At 43.2% G+C, this 17,885-nt stretch carries 18 protein-coding genes and 1 pseudogene; 13 read left to right on the forward strand and 6 right to left on the reverse strand.

Annotation, left to right across the window (positions count from 1 at the left end; translation table 11 throughout):
• Positions 1-43 precede the first annotated feature (43 nt).
• From NSQ12_RS01335 to NSQ12_RS01350, 4 genes and pseudogenes are all read left to right on the forward strand, one after another.
• On the forward strand, positions 44-1,021 hold the full coding sequence (locus NSQ12_RS01335; protein ID WP_087614230.1) for an alpha/beta hydrolase: 978 nt from the start codon (positions 44-46) through the stop codon (positions 1,019-1,021).
• A gap of 1 nt (position 1,022) precedes the next feature.
• The gene (ybdJ, locus tag NSQ12_RS01340) at positions 1,023-1,694 is read left to right on the forward strand and encodes a two-component system response regulator YbdJ (protein WP_003234895.1); all 672 of its coding nucleotides are present in this window, start codon (positions 1,023-1,025) and stop codon (positions 1,692-1,694) included.
• Positions 1,691-2,677, forward strand: a complete 987-nt coding sequence (gene ybdK, locus NSQ12_RS01345) for a two-component system sensor histidine kinase YbdK (protein ID WP_186437843.1) — start codon at positions 1,691-1,693, stop codon at positions 2,675-2,677. Before ybdJ ends, ybdK begins: the two co-directional genes overlap by 4 nt.
• 58 nt (positions 2,678-2,735) lie before the next feature.
• Positions 2,736-2,995 (forward strand): annotated as a pseudogene (locus NSQ12_RS01350) (hypothetical protein).
• On the opposite strand, the gene NSQ12_RS01355 reads toward NSQ12_RS01350, so the two are convergent.
• Both NSQ12_RS01355 and NSQ12_RS01360 read right to left on the reverse strand, forming a co-directional pair.
• Positions 2,980-3,750, reverse strand: a complete 771-nt coding sequence (locus NSQ12_RS01355; RefSeq protein ID WP_129133851.1) for a protein kinase — start codon at positions 3,748-3,750, stop codon at positions 2,980-2,982. The pseudogene NSQ12_RS01350 and the gene NSQ12_RS01355 overlap by 16 nt on opposite strands.
• Positions 3,751-3,835: 85 nt before the next feature.
• Positions 3,836-4,693, reverse strand: coding sequence for a hypothetical protein (locus NSQ12_RS01360; RefSeq protein WP_167407800.1), 858 nt, complete (start codon positions 4,691-4,693; stop codon positions 3,836-3,838).
• Between the two features lie 131 nt (positions 4,694-4,824).
• Between NSQ12_RS01360 and NSQ12_RS01365 the strand changes: the two genes are divergently transcribed.
• The 4 genes from NSQ12_RS01365 to NSQ12_RS01380 all read left to right on the forward strand — a co-directional run bounded on the left by NSQ12_RS01365 (position 4,825) and on the right by NSQ12_RS01380 (position 8,274).
• Positions 4,825-6,009 (forward strand): DUF4885 domain-containing protein, encoded by a 1,185-nt coding sequence (locus NSQ12_RS01365; protein WP_230488394.1) that lies wholly within the window; start codon positions 4,825-4,827, stop codon positions 6,007-6,009.
• Between the two features lie 308 nt (positions 6,010-6,317).
• The gene (locus tag NSQ12_RS01370) at positions 6,318-7,706 is read left to right on the forward strand and encodes an amino acid permease (RefSeq protein ID WP_015252942.1); all 1,389 of its coding nucleotides are present in this window, start codon (positions 6,318-6,320) and stop codon (positions 7,704-7,706) included.
• 111 nt (positions 7,707-7,817) lie between these two features.
• Positions 7,818-8,066, forward strand: coding sequence for a sigma-G-dependent sporulation-specific acid-soluble spore protein CsgA (gene csgA, locus NSQ12_RS01375; RefSeq protein WP_003234887.1), 249 nt, complete (start codon positions 7,818-7,820; stop codon positions 8,064-8,066).
• Between the two features lie 16 nt (positions 8,067-8,082).
• Positions 8,083-8,274, forward strand: coding sequence for a DUF5370 family protein (locus NSQ12_RS01380; protein ID WP_003234886.1), 192 nt, complete (start codon positions 8,083-8,085; stop codon positions 8,272-8,274).
• Between the two features lie 26 nt (positions 8,275-8,300).
• Here the strand turns inward: NSQ12_RS01380 and blaOXA are convergent, their stop codons facing one another.
• On the reverse strand, positions 8,301-9,104 hold the full coding sequence (gene blaOXA / locus NSQ12_RS01385) for a class D beta-lactamase (RefSeq protein ID WP_339175710.1): 804 nt from the start codon (positions 9,102-9,104) through the stop codon (positions 8,301-8,303).
• A 172-nt stretch (positions 9,105-9,276) separates the two neighbouring features.
• On the opposite strand from blaOXA, the gene cypC reads away from it, so the two are divergent.
• Positions 9,277-10,530, forward strand: coding sequence for a fatty-acid peroxygenase (gene cypC / locus NSQ12_RS01390; RefSeq protein WP_326145564.1), 1,254 nt, complete (start codon positions 9,277-9,279; stop codon positions 10,528-10,530).
• A gap of 40 nt (positions 10,531-10,570) precedes the next feature.
• Here cypC and NSQ12_RS01395 read toward each other — a convergent pair whose 3' ends face one another.
• A complete protein-coding gene (locus NSQ12_RS01395) occupies positions 10,571-10,831 on the reverse strand; it encodes a hypothetical protein (RefSeq protein WP_003234883.1) in 261 nt (86 codons plus the stop codon).
• Positions 10,832-11,098: 267 nt separating this feature from the next.
• Here NSQ12_RS01395 and NSQ12_RS01400 point away from each other — a divergent pair, with 267 nt between their 5' ends.
• Positions 11,099-12,718: an APC family permease gene (locus tag NSQ12_RS01400; protein WP_003246447.1), complete on the forward strand. Its 1,620-nt coding sequence runs from the start codon at positions 11,099-11,101 to the stop codon at positions 12,716-12,718.
• A gap of 46 nt (positions 12,719-12,764) precedes the next feature.
• On the opposite strand, the gene NSQ12_RS01405 is transcribed toward NSQ12_RS01400, so the two are convergent.
• Both NSQ12_RS01405 and glpT read right to left on the reverse strand, forming a co-directional pair.
• Positions 12,765-13,646, reverse strand: coding sequence for a glycerophosphodiester phosphodiesterase (locus NSQ12_RS01405; protein WP_089172441.1), 882 nt, complete (start codon positions 13,644-13,646; stop codon positions 12,765-12,767).
• A 98-nt stretch (positions 13,647-13,744) separates the two neighbouring features.
• Entirely contained in the window at positions 13,745-15,079 is a 1,335-nt protein-coding gene (glpT, locus tag NSQ12_RS01410; protein WP_003246460.1) for a glycerol-3-phosphate transporter, read from the reverse strand.
• Positions 15,080-15,375: 296 nt separating this feature from the next.
• Here glpT and NSQ12_RS01415 point away from each other — a divergent pair, with 296 nt between their 5' ends.
• The 3 genes from NSQ12_RS01415 (at position 15,376) to NSQ12_RS01425 (ending at position 17,880) form a co-directional block, all read left to right on the forward strand.
• Positions 15,376-15,624, forward strand: a complete 249-nt coding sequence (locus tag NSQ12_RS01415; RefSeq protein WP_003234879.1) for a YbeF family protein — start codon at positions 15,376-15,378, stop codon at positions 15,622-15,624.
• A gap of 91 nt (positions 15,625-15,715) precedes the next feature.
• Positions 15,716-16,633: a helix-turn-helix domain-containing GNAT family N-acetyltransferase gene (locus NSQ12_RS01420; protein WP_089172442.1), complete on the forward strand. Its 918-nt coding sequence runs from the start codon at positions 15,716-15,718 to the stop codon at positions 16,631-16,633.
• Positions 16,630-17,880 (forward strand): MFS transporter, encoded by a 1,251-nt coding sequence (locus NSQ12_RS01425; RefSeq protein ID WP_087614845.1) that lies wholly within the window; start codon positions 16,630-16,632, stop codon positions 17,878-17,880. The genes NSQ12_RS01420 and NSQ12_RS01425 overlap by 4 nt, the downstream gene beginning before the upstream one ends.
• Positions 17,881-17,885: the final 5 nt, after the last annotated feature.

Genomic DNA, 17,885 nt, shown 5'->3' on the forward strand with positions numbered 1-17,885 from the left:
TTCATACCGTATCCTTTCAGTATCACGGTGAAAGGAGCATCATATGAAAACATTATGGAAAGTCCTGAAAATTGTTTTTGTCAGCTTGGCTGCTTTGGTTTTGCTTGTATGCGTCTCGGTATTTATTTATCACCATTTCCAGCTAAATAAGGAGGCGGCACTGCTGAAAGGTAAAGGCACAGTAGTCGATGTTGACGGGAAAAAGATGAATGTGTATCAAGAGGGAAGCGGGAAGGATACGTTTGTGTTTATGTCCGGTTCGGGGATTGCTGCGCCTGCTTATGAAATGAAGGGGCTGTACAGCAAGTTTTCAAAAGAAAATAAGATTGCTGTTGTAGATCGGGCAGGTTATGGATACAGTGAAGTGTCTCACGATGACAGAGATATTGATACAGTATTGGAACAGACGAGGAAAGCGCTTATGAAAAGCGGAAATAAGCCTCCTTATATTTTAATGCCTCATTCGATATCCGGGATTGAAGCGATGTATTGGGCACAGAAATATCCTAAGGAAATCAAGGCCATTATTGCGATGGATATTGGATTGCCCCAGCAGTACGTCACGTATAAATTGAGCGGAGTTGACAGATTGAAAGTGAGAGGGTTCCACCTGTTAACCTCGATTGGTTTTCATCGGTTTATGCCTTCCGCTGTATATAATCCTGAGGTGATTCGGCAGTCGTTTTTAACTGATGAAGAAAAAGAAATCTATAAAGCCATTAACTTTAAGCAATTTTTTAATGCAGATATGGAGCATGAGCTTTTACAGTCTTACCAAAACGGCAGCAAATCTGTGAATCTGCCGGCGCCAAAGGAAACTCCCGTCTTGATTTTAGATGCGGTCTCTGACCAAAATAGACATTCAAAGTATGCTATACAAAACCGAAAAGACTATGAAGCGTTTGCGGCTCAATTCAATACTGCCGATATAAAGGAACTGAGGGGAACACACAGTATTTATTTATATCAGCCTGATCAAATATATAAACTTTCCATGGAGTTTATGAGAAAGGTTCGCTAGGATGAAGGGTTATCGTATTTTAATCGTTGAGGACGATGTGATGATTGGTGATTTGCTGCAAAAGATTTTGCAGCGTGAGGGATATCGTGTGATATGGAAAACAGATGGAGCGGATGTGCTTTCGGTGATTCAGAAGGTGGATTTGGTCATTATGGATGTGATGCTGCCGGGTGAAGACGGGTATCAAATGTCTGCAAAAATCAAAAAGCTGGGGCTGGGCATTCCGGTTATTTTTCTCTCAGCCCGCAATGACATGGACAGCAAGCTTCAAGGTTTGCAGATCGGCGAGGATTATATGGTAAAGCCCTTTGATCCGAGAGAGCTGCTATTAAGAATGCGGAATATGCTTGAGCATCATTATGGGACCTTTACGCAAATCAAACATTTGTATATTGATGCGGTAACGAAAAAAGTGTTCAATGAAAGCCTGCATGATGAGGTATTATTTACTGCGATTGAGCGGAAAATTTTCTTTTATTTATATGAAAATAGAGACAGTATCCTGACAAAGGAACATTTCTTTGAATATCTATGGCAACTCGAAGATAGAAACCCGAATATTGTCAATGTGCATATTAAAAAAATTAGAGCTAAAATCAATGATCAAGCGGGTGAGATGATTGAAAATATATATGGAGAAGGGTATCGGCTGAATACCGTTGTGAAGAAATGAAGCTTAAGACAAAATATCAGTTGTTATTGTTTACGGCCGTCATTAGTGTTCCAATGCTATTGCTGGCGGTAAGTGTTTTGATGTCGGTGATTTATGACAGCATGTTTAAACCGATGAATCATGGTATGCCCTTTCACAGGTCGTTTGCGTACCCGGCAATGATCGTTGTATTTTTGATATCACTCTTATTGTTAGCTTTTTTATTTTCAAAGTCGATTCATTCTCTGTTGCATAAAATCAATCTATTAAATCAAACCATTCGGCATTTGGCGAGTGATCAAAGGGTGCCCGATAAAATTGAAGTGAAGCGTGCTGATGAAATCGGGGAACTGATCAAGTCGGTCAATTTGTTAATTGAACGGACGACATATCGTGAACTGGAGCTGAGACAGCAAGAGGAAATCAAAAAGGAGCTTTTGCAAAAACTGCGGCATGACATTAATACACCTTTAACGGCTCTCAGGCTGCAGTTATTTTATTTGGAAGACCAATGTCATGGTCAGGCTGTATTCGAATCATTGTATCAGCAAATCGAATATATCTCGGAATTAACCAATGAATTCAATCTATATTCCGCTGAGACGCTGGAAAGCTCTTATATTGTAAATGAAGAAGTGCGTCTAAACGAGCTATTAGAAACAGCGGTGAAAAAGTGGGATTATTTATACAGTATGAGTGGGATTGAGCTGCACTATAAGGCGGCAGATCAAGATGTGATATGGATGAGCAACGCGTTATGGATGCAAAGGCTGTTTGATAATATTTTTCAAATTACGTTAAAGCATTCAAAAGCTGAAAAGATGGAAGTCACGATTGAACATGACAATGTTTTTATTCGTGATGACGGTATTGGATTTGATCGGAATGAGAGCAGTGAGGGACTTGGGTTAAAGATTATTGAGGATACATGCAGGCTGCTTGCGATTACTTATGAGCTGCATACAAATGATAGCGGAACGGGGTTCTTGTTTTCAAAAGAGTGACCCCGCTGATGTTTTTCTTTCTCCTATAAAATTTATATAATAGGGAGAAAGAAATGGGGTGAACAGCATATGTTTAAAAAAATCATCAAAACGATTAAGTACCTCTCAAGCAGTTCTAGTGACCGATATCGCAGACACCGGCATTACAGCAGCAGCCGGCGCAGACATTATCGCAGCTACAGCAGCTCGGGCAAAAGAAGACACTACGACCGTTATGGCGGCAGTCATCGTTACAAACGCCGGAGCTACAGCAGCAGTTAATCCAAAAAAGTTCTTGTTCCGCTTTTGGGACAAGGGTTTTTTTATGTGACCGATTGAATGGCCCGGTTTAGATCCTCGCGAATGGAAGCGGTGTGCTGATACTCTTCCTCAATGCCCAATAATCTTTTCAGCAGCAGGGTTACTTCCTTTGTCAGTGTTAATTCCTCCAGCCAAGTGCCGTTTTTCTTCTTTTTTCCTTTATATTGAGAGTACAGCAGGAATAACAGCGTTTCTCCGAGATCGAAGAAGTCATCCTGTTTTCGTACCTTTATTTCCTCCATTTCTTCAGGAGTCAATTGTTTGGCAAGGCCGAAATCGAGGAGGCAGAGCCTGCCGTCATTGATGATGATATTAGGCGTCCTGATGTCGCTGTGGAAGATAAGGCGATCATGCAGGTATTCTATAATCTCAAGCAGCTGCGAAATCAGTTGTAACGCCATAAGCTCTGTGAACGGCTGTTTTCGAAAAAATAATAATTCTTCTATATTCTCTCCCTCAATGAACTGCATGACATAATAAGCCTGTCCGTCTATGATGAACTCATCTATGAAGCCCGGAATTTGCGGGTGGTGAATGCTTTTGAGAAGTTTTATTTCCTGCTGGAACCGGACTTTTTCTTTTTCCTTTTTCGCTTTTGTCGGCCGAAGCTGTTTTAAGACATAAGGTGTTTGAGTTAGGATATCGGTGCACAAATAAACCAAACCGTAGCCTCCCATACCGAGGCACTCTTCGATTTTGTATTGATGATTTAAGATAACGCCGTTCTTTAGAGGGCGGTCAAAAAGCAGTTTTTTTAGAAGCTTTAATGCCATGTCTGCACTTCCCTTGGTTGTACTGACTATAGTTTACCTTCTAGACTGAGAATAAAAAAGAGCCGGATAACCGGCTCGGTATAAGTTAAAACTGCTTTGTCACGTCGTATTCATAATCTATTTTTGTTTTTACGTTGCTCATCGCCGATCTGGCTGTCGCTAATGTATTATATTTAAAACTCCATACCTTTGCCACACTGAGTTGATCTGACAAAGAGATATCATAAGACCCTGAAGTCGAGCTGTTTACAAGAGCACGGCGCCATTCGTTGTTTTCGCTCGTCATGATCAGGTGGCGTGTATTTCCCTGGCTTGGTGTTTGAGTGGCGGTTGTCTGAACTCTGGTTACAATGGCATCACGCGGTATCCCAGATTGGTTTGTTAAATCAACCTTGATCACGCTGGAGTCAGAACCTGAGGGGCTAAGGCTTGTATTTCCTTTATTTTCAGCAACGCCGCTGAATTGGAACGTTCCGCTGCCTGATTTGATTCGGTCTTCAATTGAAAGCGTAAAGTACATGTTTCCAGTATAGGTGCCTCGTGACACTTTCACATAAAAGGTATCTGTCGTGTTTTGGGCGTCTGCATTTGCATAAATAAAAGAAGAAAACGTATTAGGGTTAATGACTTCTGTCCCTTGAGAAACAGGTATTCTATTCTTATCATAAATTTCAATTTTCATCCCTGTATACGCGCTCTGGTATGTACTCCTCACGTATACTTTTTCTCCCTTATTAGCCGTAAAAGTGAAATAGGCTTCATCTTGACCAGCTTCCAGTATTGTTGTATCGATATTTTTATATTTCCAATAACCGATCGGCATTGCGGTATCAAATGAATTGTTTCCTGTGATAGCAGTGACTCCAACAGCTGATGCCGAATACGTAAAGGTGAATAAGACAGACAGCATAACAGCGAATGGAATAAGCCATTTTTTCACCATGCAAACAACCTCCTTTTATTTCCATCATACATAATAACGATTTAGGTGTAAATAAATGTTTTTTGAGGTTAATATATACATTATCTTTGCCGATAAAAAAGAATAAGAGAGAATACTCGGGAGGGAATTCAATGCGTCTGAATCGGCAATTTATCCGCACTCAGCTGATGGCACAGAACATATTGAGCAAGAATGCGCCTGCCAAACGGGAGAATGCGACTGAAAATCCAGCGGCAGTTCTGGAAAAGGCATACAGCAGGCTTAAGTCACAATCTTCAACTGGGGGAATCAATCAGTTCAATTATTCTAAAACCAGCGTGTCGGGAAACAGCGGGGCGTTCAGCAAAGTGTATCAATCAGCGAATGATCGAACAGTGACAGACACAGGGGAAGAAACAGTGATTCAATCCCAAAACCCCTATGAATCTGAGAGTGATATCAGAATCAAAATACTAGATGAAAAATACAGCAGGATGAATGCGATTAATAAAACAAAGTCTGATCCATTAGGCTATATTAAGGATAAGTACCAAAATTCAAAGTCTCCTTATTTCAGAAGTGATCTGTCAGCTGCAGAAAGACAGGCCGCTTACGATAATGAAACAGAATGGTTATTCAAAGGGAAGGCGCAAAACTATAACCTTCAGGATGCTGCGTTTCGGAATGTCACATTTCATGGGGAAGTGGAAGCTGAGAATGAAAAGGTGTATCAGCGGGGACAGGTTAACCAGCAGCTGCAAGTGCTGTTGAATCGAAACCATATTTATATTCCAGAGGGGACAGAGCTGACGTTTACAATCACACCGATTGACTATCAGGTGCGGGTGAGCGGGACAGACGATCAGGATCTGATCAAGCAAATTGAGCAAGTGCTGCAATCTGGAGACAACAGCAAAGAACTATTTTTGCACATCATGAAAAGCCAAAGCAGTGATTCAGCACAATTTTCCGAAGAGGCCTATCAAAAGTATCAGGCTGCTCGTGAGATGTACGAAGTTACAGGCTACCATTTAAAGGATTTAGAAGTGATTGATGGGCGGTATGTCAGGCCTGATGGACGTGACTTATTAGACGTCTATAAAGAAGAACTTGAAAAAGATCCAGTGCAGAAACAAACGGCTTCTTATGCTATATCTTACTATCGTTCAGAGCTCAGTAAAATCGCGGAAGCCGGGTATAATGCCATTCCGGAATTCATCCTATCAATTGATTACAGCAATGGATCTCTGAGAGATGTGGGACAAAGGAAGAGCTATGGGACCGGAGATACCGGGTGGCTTGAAGCATTAAAGCGTCAAACGGGTGTGAATTATTAGGTAAGCTGTTCATGTAGAACAGCTTATTTTTTATGAGAATCTAAGGGGTGTATTAATTTCAATATTCAAATAATTTTATTATTTTTATATAAAAGATTTTAAAAGAAGTGAACGATTCAAAACTCTGAACAAAGGTGTTTACCTGAAAAAAACAATTGTATTTTCCAGAGAAATTTATTATGATGAAATAAGTAATTTAGGAGATTATATAACAATTTTAAGTTTGAATTTTCTGATTGTTATCGCTGATTCATGTGAAGGCAAGCAGGTCTGCTGTTTTCTCATTTATGTTAGGAGGAGGAAGAGGAGTGGCAAATAAAGAATTAAAGAGGGGCCTGGGCGCGCGCCATATTCAGATGATCGCCTTGGGCGGTACAATCGGTGTTGGCTTGTTTATGGGTTCTGCCAGCACGATTTCATGGACTGGCCCATCTGTCCTTCTGGCTTATGCAATATGCGGAATTTTTATCTTTTTTATTATGCGTGCGATGGGTGAAATGCTGTATGTCGAGCCGAGCACAGGCTCTTTTGCGACGTTCGGCCATCAATATATTCATCCGATGGCAGGTTATATAACAGCATGGAGCAACTGGTTCCAGTGGATTATCGTCGGCATGTCAGAAATTATCGCTGTCGGTTCTTATATGAAGTATTGGTTCCCGGATTTGCCTGCTTGGATACCTGGTATCGTGGCAATGGTGATTCTTGGTGCGGCGAATTTAATTTCTGTTAAGTCGTTTGGGGAATTTGAGTTTTGGTTTGCGATGATTAAAATCGTGACGATTATCTTGATGATTATTGCGGGAATCGGAATTATTTTCTTCGGTTTTGGCAATGGCGGAGATGCGATCGGTTTGTCGAACCTGTGGTCTCACGGGGGCTTCTTTGCAGGAGGTTTCTCAGGTTTCTTCTTTGCACTGTCTCTTGTCATTGCGGCCTATCAAGGAGTTGAGCTGATCGGGATTACAGCGGGTGAAGCAAAGGATCCGCAAAACACGCTAAGAAATGCGATTCAAAGTATTATCTGGCGTATTTTGATTTTCTACATTGGCGCTATTTTTGTGATCGTGACGGTGTATCCTTGGGATGAGCTCAACTCACTCGGAAGTCCGTTTGTGTCTACGTTCTCGAAAATCGGGATTACGGCAGCGGCCGGCATTATTAACTTTGTCGTGATTACTGCGGCAATGTCCGGCTGTAACAGCGGTATTTTCAGCGCGGGCCGCATGCTGTATACACTGGGTGTCAATGGACAAGCACCGAAATTCTTTAAGAAGATTTCACGCAATGGTGTGCCGCTGTATGGCACAATTGCGGTGCTGATCGGTTTGGCTGTCGGTGTTGTACTGAACTATATCGCGCCGCCGAAGATCTTTGTCTATGTATACAGCGCAAGCGTGCTCCCAGGGATGATTCCTTGGTTTATCATTTTGATCAGCCATATCGGATTCAGAAAAGCGAAGGGTGCTGCATTAGATAAACATCCATTCAAAATGCCGTTTGCTCCTTTTACTAACTATTTGACGATTGCTTTCTTGCTGATGGTTCTGGTTGGCATGTGGTTTAACGATGATACTCGTATCTCTCTGATTGTAGGCGTAATTTTCTTAGCGCTTGTGGTCATTAGTTATTATGTGTTTGGGATTGGCAAACGCACGCAGGCCAATTTGACAAAAAGCGAACAAGCAGCTGAATAACGATAAAAAAGAGACATTCACGGATGTCTCTTTTTTTATTTTTCGCGTATGGATTTTCCCTATTTTAGCAAGCTATAGGGTAAAGATAGCAGAAGGAAAGGTGTTCATAAAATGGATGTTACACTCGGTTATTTGCGCGAATCACTTTCGAATCATCTAGAAAATGAAGTCTGCCAGCGTATTTGCAAGAAGATGCTGGCGAAGCGTTATGCAAATGAAGAGGAATTTGTAAAAGACTTAGATGATAATGAAATGTCTTTTTTGAACCATGTATTAGAAAAAGAAATTAAGTATGCCCAGAATGAACAGGATCAAAAACGGGCCAAGGAATTAAACGAGGTGTATGAATTACTGCTTTGAGAAAGGCGGGTAAGAAATGGGAGCAATTGAACGAAGCGGATATACATTTCAGCCGGAGTTTAGCGTTGTCCGTCAAAACGGAGCCATCCATGTGTACCATCAAGGAGAATTTGTGGAAGAAATCGAATTTGAATTTAACGGGGAATATCCCGATCATGATTTGATTGAAGAGCTTGTGAATCATTATTGTTTTGAGCATGAGATTTAGAGCCCTGCCGTGCAGGGCTCTTTTATTTAGGATGTGATCAGGCCATACTTTTTAAGGATATCCACGGTGATGTTTTTGGCTTTTGTGCCGGAATCATCGACATTGGTGACAAAGACATAAGAGCCATGCTCTGTTTTGATGAATCCGACAAACCATCCTAATCCCATATCTGTCAGGCGAGTTCCGGTTTTCCCGTAGAGCGTGTAATGATCGCCTTCCTCTTGAATCATCATGCGCTTGACGGTTTTCATTACCGGCTTGTCAAATGGAAGCTCCTCGTTAGCCAGTTTCTCCAAAAAAGTTTCTTGTTCCAGCGGAGATATTGTGAGCGAGCTTTGCAGCCAAAACTGGTCGATTCCCCCGCTGATATCCTCGTTGCCGTAAGATAGAGTATGAAGCCATGTTTTCATTCTTTCCTCGCCGATATCTCTCGCTAATGCCTGATAATACCAGATTGCGGATTCGCGCATGGCCGAGCCAAGCGTATGGTCGCGGTTCCATGATTCGAATTCACGCTTGACCCCGTCCCATCGTTTAACATCGTATTCATCTCTTACAGCTTTGACCTGCAAACCGATTAAAGCGTTCACGACTTTAAAGGTGGATTGCGGAGTTTGTCTTTGATTTGCCCGTTTTCTGTTATAGACAAATGTCTGATCCTTTTGTAAATCGTGAAGAATGAAGGTTCCATCCGTATCCATGAATTCGTCATCGACATTCATTCTGCTGACATTCAAGTGTTTTTCATGAGCAGATGATGCTGCGTGGACGGAGAAGCCGCCGATTCCTGCAATACTCAGCACAAGCACAACATATATCCATTTTTTCATTTTGTTCTCCCCTTTGTTTTGATTAACTACCTTTTCTCTCTTTCGTTTGTTCTTCCTTTAAAAAATAATCAAAAAGCGCTTAAATTTGGTTTTGTAAACAAATACTGTTACTGGGTTTATAGTCGGAAGATAACGTGAAAATAGAGGGTAAAAAGGAAGGCAGGGTAAGCGGATGAATGAGCAGATTCCACATGACAAAAGTCTCGATAACAGTCTGACACTGCTGAAGGAAGGGTATTTATTTATTAAAAACAGAACAGAGCGCTACAATTCAGATCTGTTTCAGGCCCGTTTGTTGGGAAAAAACTTTATTTGCATGACTGGCGCTGAGGCGGCGAAGGTGTTTTATGATACGGATCGATTCCAGCGGCAGAACGCTTTGCCTAAGCGGGTGCAGAAATCGCTGTTTGGTGTTAATGCGATTCAGGGAATGGATGGCAGCGCGCATATCCATCGGAAGATGCTTTTTCTATCATTAATGACACCGCCGCATCAAAAACGTTTGGCTGAGTTGATGACAGAGGAGTGGAGAGCAGCAGTCACAAGATGGGAGAAGGCAGATGAGGTTGTGTTATTTGAAGAAGCAAAAGAAATCCTGTGCCGGGTAGCGTGCTATTGGGCAGGTGTTCCGTTGAAGGAAACGGAAGTCAAAGAGAGAGCGGATGACTTCATTGACATGGTCGACGCGTTCGGTGCTGTGGGACCGCGGCATTGGAAGGGAAGAAGAGCAAGGCCGCGTGCGGAAGAGTGGATTGAAGTCATGATTGAAGATGCTCGTGCCGGCTTGCTGAAAACGACTCCCGGAACAGCGCTGCATGAAATGGCTTTTCACACACAAGAAGATGGAAGCCAGCTGGATTCCCGCATGGCAGCCATTGAGCTGATTAATGTACTGCGGCCTATTGTCGCCATTTCTTACTTTCTGGTGTTTTCAGCTTTGGCGCTTCATGAGCATCCGAAGTATAAGGAATGGCTGCGGTCTGGAAACAGCCGGGAAAGAGAAATGTTTGTGCAGGAGGTCCGCAGATATTATCCGTTCGGCCCGTTTTTAGGGGCGCTTGTCAAAAAAGATTTTGTATGGAATAACTGTGAGTTTAAAAAGGGCACATCGGTGCTGCTTGATTTATATGGAACGAACCACGACCCTCGTCTATGGGATCATCCCGATGAATTCCGGCCGGAACGATTTGCGGAGCGGGAAGAAAATCCGTTTGATATGATTCCTCAAGGCGGGGGGCACGTCGAGAAAGGCCACCGCTGTCCAGGGGAAGGCATTACAATTGAAGTCATGAAAGCGAGCCTGGATTTCCTCGTCCATCAGATTGAATACGATGTTCCGGAACAATCACTGCATTACAGTCTCGCCAGAATGCCGTCATTGCCTGAAAGCGGCTTTGTAATGAGCGGAATTAGACGAAAAAGGTAAATTAAAAAGCTCTCTTCCTTTATCGAAGAGAGCTTTTTGATTACTTCTTTTTTTCATCGTAGTATTGGACGGGATACATGGAGCCTTCTGAAACCATTTTGTTGTCCTCGATATCTTGCGGGTCAGGGTGGCCGGCTTTATCAACTGGGAACGTTTCCATGTCTGGCTGTTTTGTTATTTTCATCTTCATGCTGTGAATGAATTCTCTTGCCTTTTGGCGATTTGACGGGTCTTTTAATAGATAAGAAGTGATGCCGACAGTTGAAACAGCGAGACCTGAAAGTAACAGCTTTTGTTTCATGGTGATACTCCTTTCTATTTTAAGAATAGTGTTTCCTGTATCATTCCCGTTTTGGAAATAGCTAAACCTATTGTGTTTTTATCATTGGAATTCACAGTAAATTCCATTTAAGAAGAAACTAGTGACTTCATTCCTGTATTGGAAGGTAATATACATTGACTTATTATCGTTTCAGTCAAAATTCGATAAATATTGACAAAGTAAAGTAATCAGAATAATAATATAATTAGTAAGAGAATGTCATCATACATGAAAGGTGTTTACGATATGAATCAATTGCATCGAAGAATGGGAACGTTTTCCCTCATGATGGTCGGGCTCGGGTCGATGATCGGTTCAGGCTGGCTGTTCGGGGCTTGGCGTGCGGCTCAAATAGCAGGACCAGCTGCTATTATTTCATGGGTTATTGGAATGGTCGTCATTTTATTTATTGCTCTTTCTTATAGTGAACTAGGTTCTATGTTCCCTGAAGCGGGGGGAATGGTAAAATATACGCAATATTCACACGGTTCGTTTATCGGTTTTATTGCGGGCTGGGCCAACTGGATTGCGATTGTGTCCGTCATTCCGGTTGAAGCGGTGGCCTCCGTTCAATATATGAGTTCTTGGCCATGGGAATGGGCGAAATGGACAAGCGGTTTGGTGAAGAATGGAACGCTGACTGGGGAAGGACTAGCATTTGCCTCTGTATTGCTTCTCATTTATTTTCTGCTGAACTATTGGACAGTCAATCTATTTTCGAAAGCGAATTCATTAATTACGATTTTTAAAATTATTATTCCGGGTCTTACGATTGGAGCTTTGCTGTTTGTCGGATTCCACGGAGAAAACTTTACTGGCGGTCAAAGCATTGCGCCGAATGGCTGGGCAAGTGTGCTGACGGCGGTTGCCACTTCTGGTATCGTTTTTGCGTTTAACGGTTTCCAAAGCCCGATTAATATGGCGGGTGAAGCAAAAAATCCGGGGAAATCAATCCCGATTGCGGTTGTTGGCTCTCTTTTCGTTGCGACAGTGATTTATGTCCTGCTGCAGATCGCCTTCATTGGAGCTGTGAATCCTTCTGATATTGCTCACGGCTGGAGCCATCTGAATTTTAATTCTCCTTTTGCTGATCTGGCGATTGCGCTGAATATTAACTGGCTAGTTATTGTGTTATATGCAGATGCATTTGTATCACCGTCTGGAACGGGGATTACGTATACGGCGACAACGTCCCGAATGATTTACGGAATGGAAAAAAACAAATACATGCCGAGTATATTCGGGAAGCTTCATCCGATTTACGGCGTTCCGCGACAAGCAATGTTCTTTAACTTGATTGTGTCGTTCATCTTTTTGTTCCTGTTCAGAGGGTGGGGCGTATTAGCGGAAATTATTTCCGTTGCTACGTTAATTTCTTATATCACCGGCCCGATCACAGTTATGACATTGAGACGGACGGGGAAAGACCTGTACAGGCCTCTTCGTTTAAAAGGCTTAAACGTGATTGCGCCGCTTGGATTTATCTTTGCGTCACTGGTGCTGTATTGGGCGCGCTGGCCGTTAACAGGGCAGGTTCTGTTTATTATCCTGATCGGTCTTCCGATTTATTTCTATTATCAGGCGAAGGCGAAATGGAAAGGGTTTGGCCGGAACTTTAAAGCCGGCGTCTGGATGGTGTTTTATCTGCTGGCCATGATGGTCATTTCTTATTTGGGCAGTGATAAATTCGGCGGCCTGAATGTCATTCATTATGGCTGGGATATGGTTCTGATTGCGATGGTATCACTTGTATTCTATGTGTGGGCGCTGAAGAGCGGCTACCAGACAGAATACTTAAAGGATGCGAAAGAGATAAATTCTCAGCTGCTTAATGGACAGTCAGAAGCTGCTGCCGGAAAAGAATAAAATAAATAAGAAAACCTTGCGATAGTTGTCGCAAGGTTTTTTGCTTTTAATAACCCTTTTTTACTTTGTGGAAAAGATCAGGATAGTTGGTGAACACTCCTGTTACGCCCCAATCAAGCAGGCGATGCATATCAGCTTCATTATTGACTGTGTAAGGATGAAGCAGGAGGCCGTGGCTGCGGATCATACGGACGTTTTCTTGATTTAAAGCTTTATAATCCGGGCCCGCACCGACAGCGTATGTTTTGATTTCTTCCAGGGCAGCATCTGTCATTGACGCCATTTGTTTGGCTTCCAGCAATTGAACGGTCGGCAGGTTTGGCTGTAATTGATGGACTTTTACCAGGCTTTCTTTGCTGAACGATTGAATGATCACCTGGCCTGGCTTAGAATGCTTCCCTAGTAATTTATGTTTCTGCAAAGAAGCGATCAGTTTTTCTTCCATACCTGGGTAGGTGTCAGGCGATTTTGTTTCAATGTAGTAGTTCGCGTGCTTTCCGAAACGGTCTAATACCTCTTCTAATGTAGGAACTTTAAGGCTGACGTACTGCGGCTTTGCTTTTTCCGGATAGGCTTCATTAAACCAAGAACCGGCGTCAAGCTTCTTAATGTCTGCGAGCGTATGGTCTTTCACCCAGCCCGTTCCGTTTGTGGTGCGGTCCAGTTTTTCGTCATGCATGACAATCAATTTCCCGTCTTTTGTCATTTGCAGATCCAATTCAATATAATCAGCCTTCATTTTCTGAGCGGTTTCGTAAGACAGAATCGTGTGCTCAGGCACATATCCAGAAGCCCCTCTGTGCGCGACGGTCAGGATACGGTCAGGTGACAGCAGGTTTCCTTTTGACGCTGCCGACACTGGCGTTACCATAAATAAGAGTAAGCCCAGCGACAGAACAAACAAGGCCAGTATTTTATTTTTTCTCATGATTTCTCCTCCTTATAGATAAGCACTACCTGTCTTTCATATTAAAAAACGGATGTAAACGGCGTGTTGGAAAACTATTAATCTTTTATGTGTCTTTCTTAAACATGCTCTGCCCGTTTTCCTGTATTCCACGTCAAAGCCAAGAAGACGATGGCAAGAATGCAGGATGAGATCAGCATGATAAAGCCGCCGTTCCAGTTAAAACGGTCCACGACAAAGCCCATAATGGCGTTTGCGAAGGCGGATCCGCCGATGTATCCGAAAAATCCGGTCAAACCGGCTGCAGTTCCGGCTGCTTTTTTCGGTGCTAGATCGATCGCTTGCAGGCCGATCAGCATAACAGGTCCGTAGATTAAGAAGCCAATGCTGATCAGGGCAATATTGTCTACGAGCGGATTGCCGGCCGGATTCAGCCAGTACACCAATACGGCAATGAAAACACCCGCCATAAACAAAACGCCTGCCGGTGCCCGGCGGCTTTTGAAGAATCGGTCACTGATCCAGCCGCACAAGATCGTTCCCGGTATGCCTGCGTATTCGTAAAGAAAATACGACCAGCGTGAGTCTTCAGGAGAAAAGCCTTTGGCTTCTGTTAAGTAAGTAGGCGCCCAGTCAACCACGCCGTATCGCACGAAATAAACAAATACATTGGCAAAAGCGATGTACCAAAGAAATTTGTTGTTCAACACATATTGAAAAAGAATTTCTTTTGTTGTTAATTCTTTTTCCTGATTTTTAAAAGCGTGTTTTGGATAGTCATTCCGATACTCTTCAATTGGCGGGAGTCCGCAGGATTGAGGCGTATCACGAACCAATAAAACAATTAAAAATGAAATGATAATGGCGATGATGGCAGGGAAGAAAAACACGCTTTTCCAAGTGACGAACATCGCGATCCCAAGAGTGACAAGCGGAGCAAGAATACCGCCGCCTATGTTATGGGCGACATTCCAGATTGACATTTTTGTGCCGCGTTCACTTATGGAGAACCAATGGGCCATCGTCCTGCCGCATGGCGGCCAGCCCATTCCTTGAAACCATCCATTGATAAACATAAAAATAAACATGATGGTGACGCTCGAAGTCACCCAAGGCATTGAAACGAATAGAATATTAACGATTGCTGATAAAAATAGGCCTGTTGCCAGAAAATATCTCGGATTACAGCGGTCTGACACCATTCCCATGATGAATTTGCTGAAGCCGTACGCAATGGACACAGCGGCCAGCACCAAACCCAGTTCTGTTTTCGAAAATCCCTGTTCCTGCAGATAAGGAATGGCAAAGGCAAAGTTTTTCCGCAGCAGGTAGTAGCCTGCGTAGCCAATGAAAATACCAATGAATACTTGCAGCCTGAGCCGTTTGTATGCCGCATCCATCTTTGAATCATCCAGTCTCTCAATATGAGGAGCCGGTTTAAATATATTAAGCATTAATAATTATCCCCCTTTGCTGTTTGTGCTGGATGTGTGGCGTGCCTCCTTTCCCAAAAAATAAATAGAGCCAGAAAACACCCCTTGTCAAAAGGGGTTGGATTCCTGGCTCTCCTCATCTCCATCCAAGCTATTAACTTATCATGATAGCGCTTTCTTAAATTATCATAGTCCGGAGCGAATGTAAACGGGTAATTTTCAAATTGGGCCTTAGGGAAGTAAATATTATCCTTTTACTAAATGCAATTATATTTTTTTACTAGTAACATAAAAATCTGGAGGGAGGCTGTTTAAAGGTGGATGAATTAGATATCGCATTCTTTATTTTACCGTTAGGAATTATGCTGCTATCGATTGTCGGGACCTGTATTTGTAAAAACCCGTATCTGATGCCAATGCTTAGTTTGGTGATTTCTCTTGTGCTCACCTTTACCATTTTTAATCAATCATTTTTGGGATGGGCTGTTGTCTATAGCTTGGTTTCTCTGGCTTTATCCTATATCACATTGATTGTGGTAAGGAAAAGGAAGGAATCAGGAAATTAAAAAGACCTCACTTTCTAACATATCGTTGACTAAAGCAACTATATGTGATTATAATTGCTTTAGTCAACGATATTAGAAAGTGGGGATTGATTTGAAAACAAGAGAATCATCTGTCGGGTTAAAATTCAGAAAGTTCAATCGATTTTATACAAACGTCCTTGGTTTCCTTAATGAGCACATTTACGACAGCCCGTTTTCCTTAACAGAAACACGGATTTTATTTGAGATTTATAATACGCCTAATTGTACGGCAAAAGCTCTTCAGGATAAGCTGGGGCTTGACCGGGGATATGTCAGCAGGATTGTGAAGCAGTTTGAAAAAGAAGATTTGATTTATAAACAGAGGAGCAAAGATGACGCCCGCCACCATTACATTTTTGTCACAGAAACAGGAAAAACGATTTATAAAAAGCTGGAGGAGAAAGCCAACGAACAAGTAGAACTGATGCTGAAGGAAATCAACCAAAAGGAGCAGCACAAGCTTGCCGAGGCGATGGCAGAGATTGAAGCGATCCTTTCACAGTCGCTTTCTGCCAGAGCATCAGAGATATCGATTAGAGATTATTTTCTTTCGGAGGATCTTCAACTCCTTATTGAGAAACAAAGACAATTTTACGCGGAGGCTCACGGTTGGGATGACACGTTTTTAGCTTATCTTCAGGAGACATTTGACGCTGACATCGAAAAAATATGGATTGCGGAAAGCGGCGGGAAATTTGCCGGCTCTGTCGGGTTGGTCAAGCACGATGAAAAGACAGTCCAGCTCAGATGGTTTCTGGTTGATGCGGATTTTCGGGGCAGGGGGCTCGGCACGCAATTGCTGGAGCATCTGATTGCATACTGCCAAGACATGAAGTTTGACCGCATTTTCCTTTGGACGGTGAGCACCATGGCTGAGGCTCGTCCGCTCTATGAAAAATTTGGATTCAGGATAAGTGAAGTAAAACAAGAAGCGCCATTATGGGGACAGCAGCTGACAGAAGAACGGTGGGATTTGGAGCTGTCATGAAAAGACTGCATTATGCGTGGATCATCGTCTCCGTCACCTTTTTGATCTTATTGGCGGTTCAGGGGGTGCGGCTGTCGTTTGGTGCGTTTGTGGAGCCGTGGGAACGGCAATTTTCAATGGATAGAAGCACCATCTCGCTGATTTCGACGATGAGTTTTATTGTTTATGGCATATCACAGCCTGTGATCGGTCGGCTTGTGGACAAATGGGGTGCCCGGGCTGTTTTGGCATGGAGTGCGTTACTGACAGGAGTCAGCATTTTCTTAACATACCTTGTGACTTCGCCTTGGCAGCTGTTTTTGCTTTATGGGCTGGGTGTCTCGCTTGGAGTGGGAGGAGCGTCGAATGTGGCGGCAAGTGTATTGGTCGTCAATTGGTTCAGCAAAAAGCGGGGACTAGCCTTTGGGATCATGGAAGCAGGCTTTGGCGCGGGGCAAATGCTTCTCGTTCCCGGCTCACTCATGTTGATCCATTGGTTTAGCTGGAAGCTGACGGTTGTGGTGTTGGGACTGCTGTTAATCGTGATTGTCTTTCCGGCTGCGCTGCTGATGCTTCGGAACAATCCTTCAGAAAAGAATACAGAGCCGATAGGCGGACTGGCTGCATCAGAAAAAGAAACAGCACCCAAAACAACAGCTCTTTCAGTGGCCGGGATGTTTCGTATGAGGCAATTCTGGTTCTTGATTTTTCCGTTTTTGATCTGTGGATTTACGACCGTGGGGCTGATGGATACCCATTTGATTCCGTTTTCTCATGATCATGGCTTTTCAACGACAGTCACGAGTGCTGCTGTCAGTCTGCTGGCAGGCTTTAATATTGCTGGCATCTTGCTGTCCGGAATTGTAGCGGACCGGTGGAGCAGCCGGAAAATCCTGTGCTTTTTATATGCGGTGCGGGCGCTGTCGATCGTGATTCTTATTTACAGCCACGAGCCCTACTTGCTTTTAGCCTTTGCGATTCTGTTTGGATTAGTGGACTTTGCAACGGTAGCACCGACTCAAATGCTCGCCACCCAGTACTTTCAAAACTACTCGATCGGCCTCATGATTGGCTGGCTGTCACTCGCCCATCAGATCGGATCGGCACTAGGTGCGTATGTGCCCGGCGTCATCTATACGGTAACGGGTGAGTATACACTGGCTTTTTATTTGTCGATTGGAATGCTCGTGCTTGCGAGCGTAATGAATATGATGCTGAGGGAGCCAGCTGCGGTTACGCGTGACAGTGCGGCTGTGGTAGAGAAGTGATGAGA

Source organism: Bacillus sp. PS95, from assembly GCF_037963565.1.
GTDB lineage: Bacteria > Bacillota > Bacilli > Bacillales > Bacillaceae > Bacillus > Bacillus subtilis.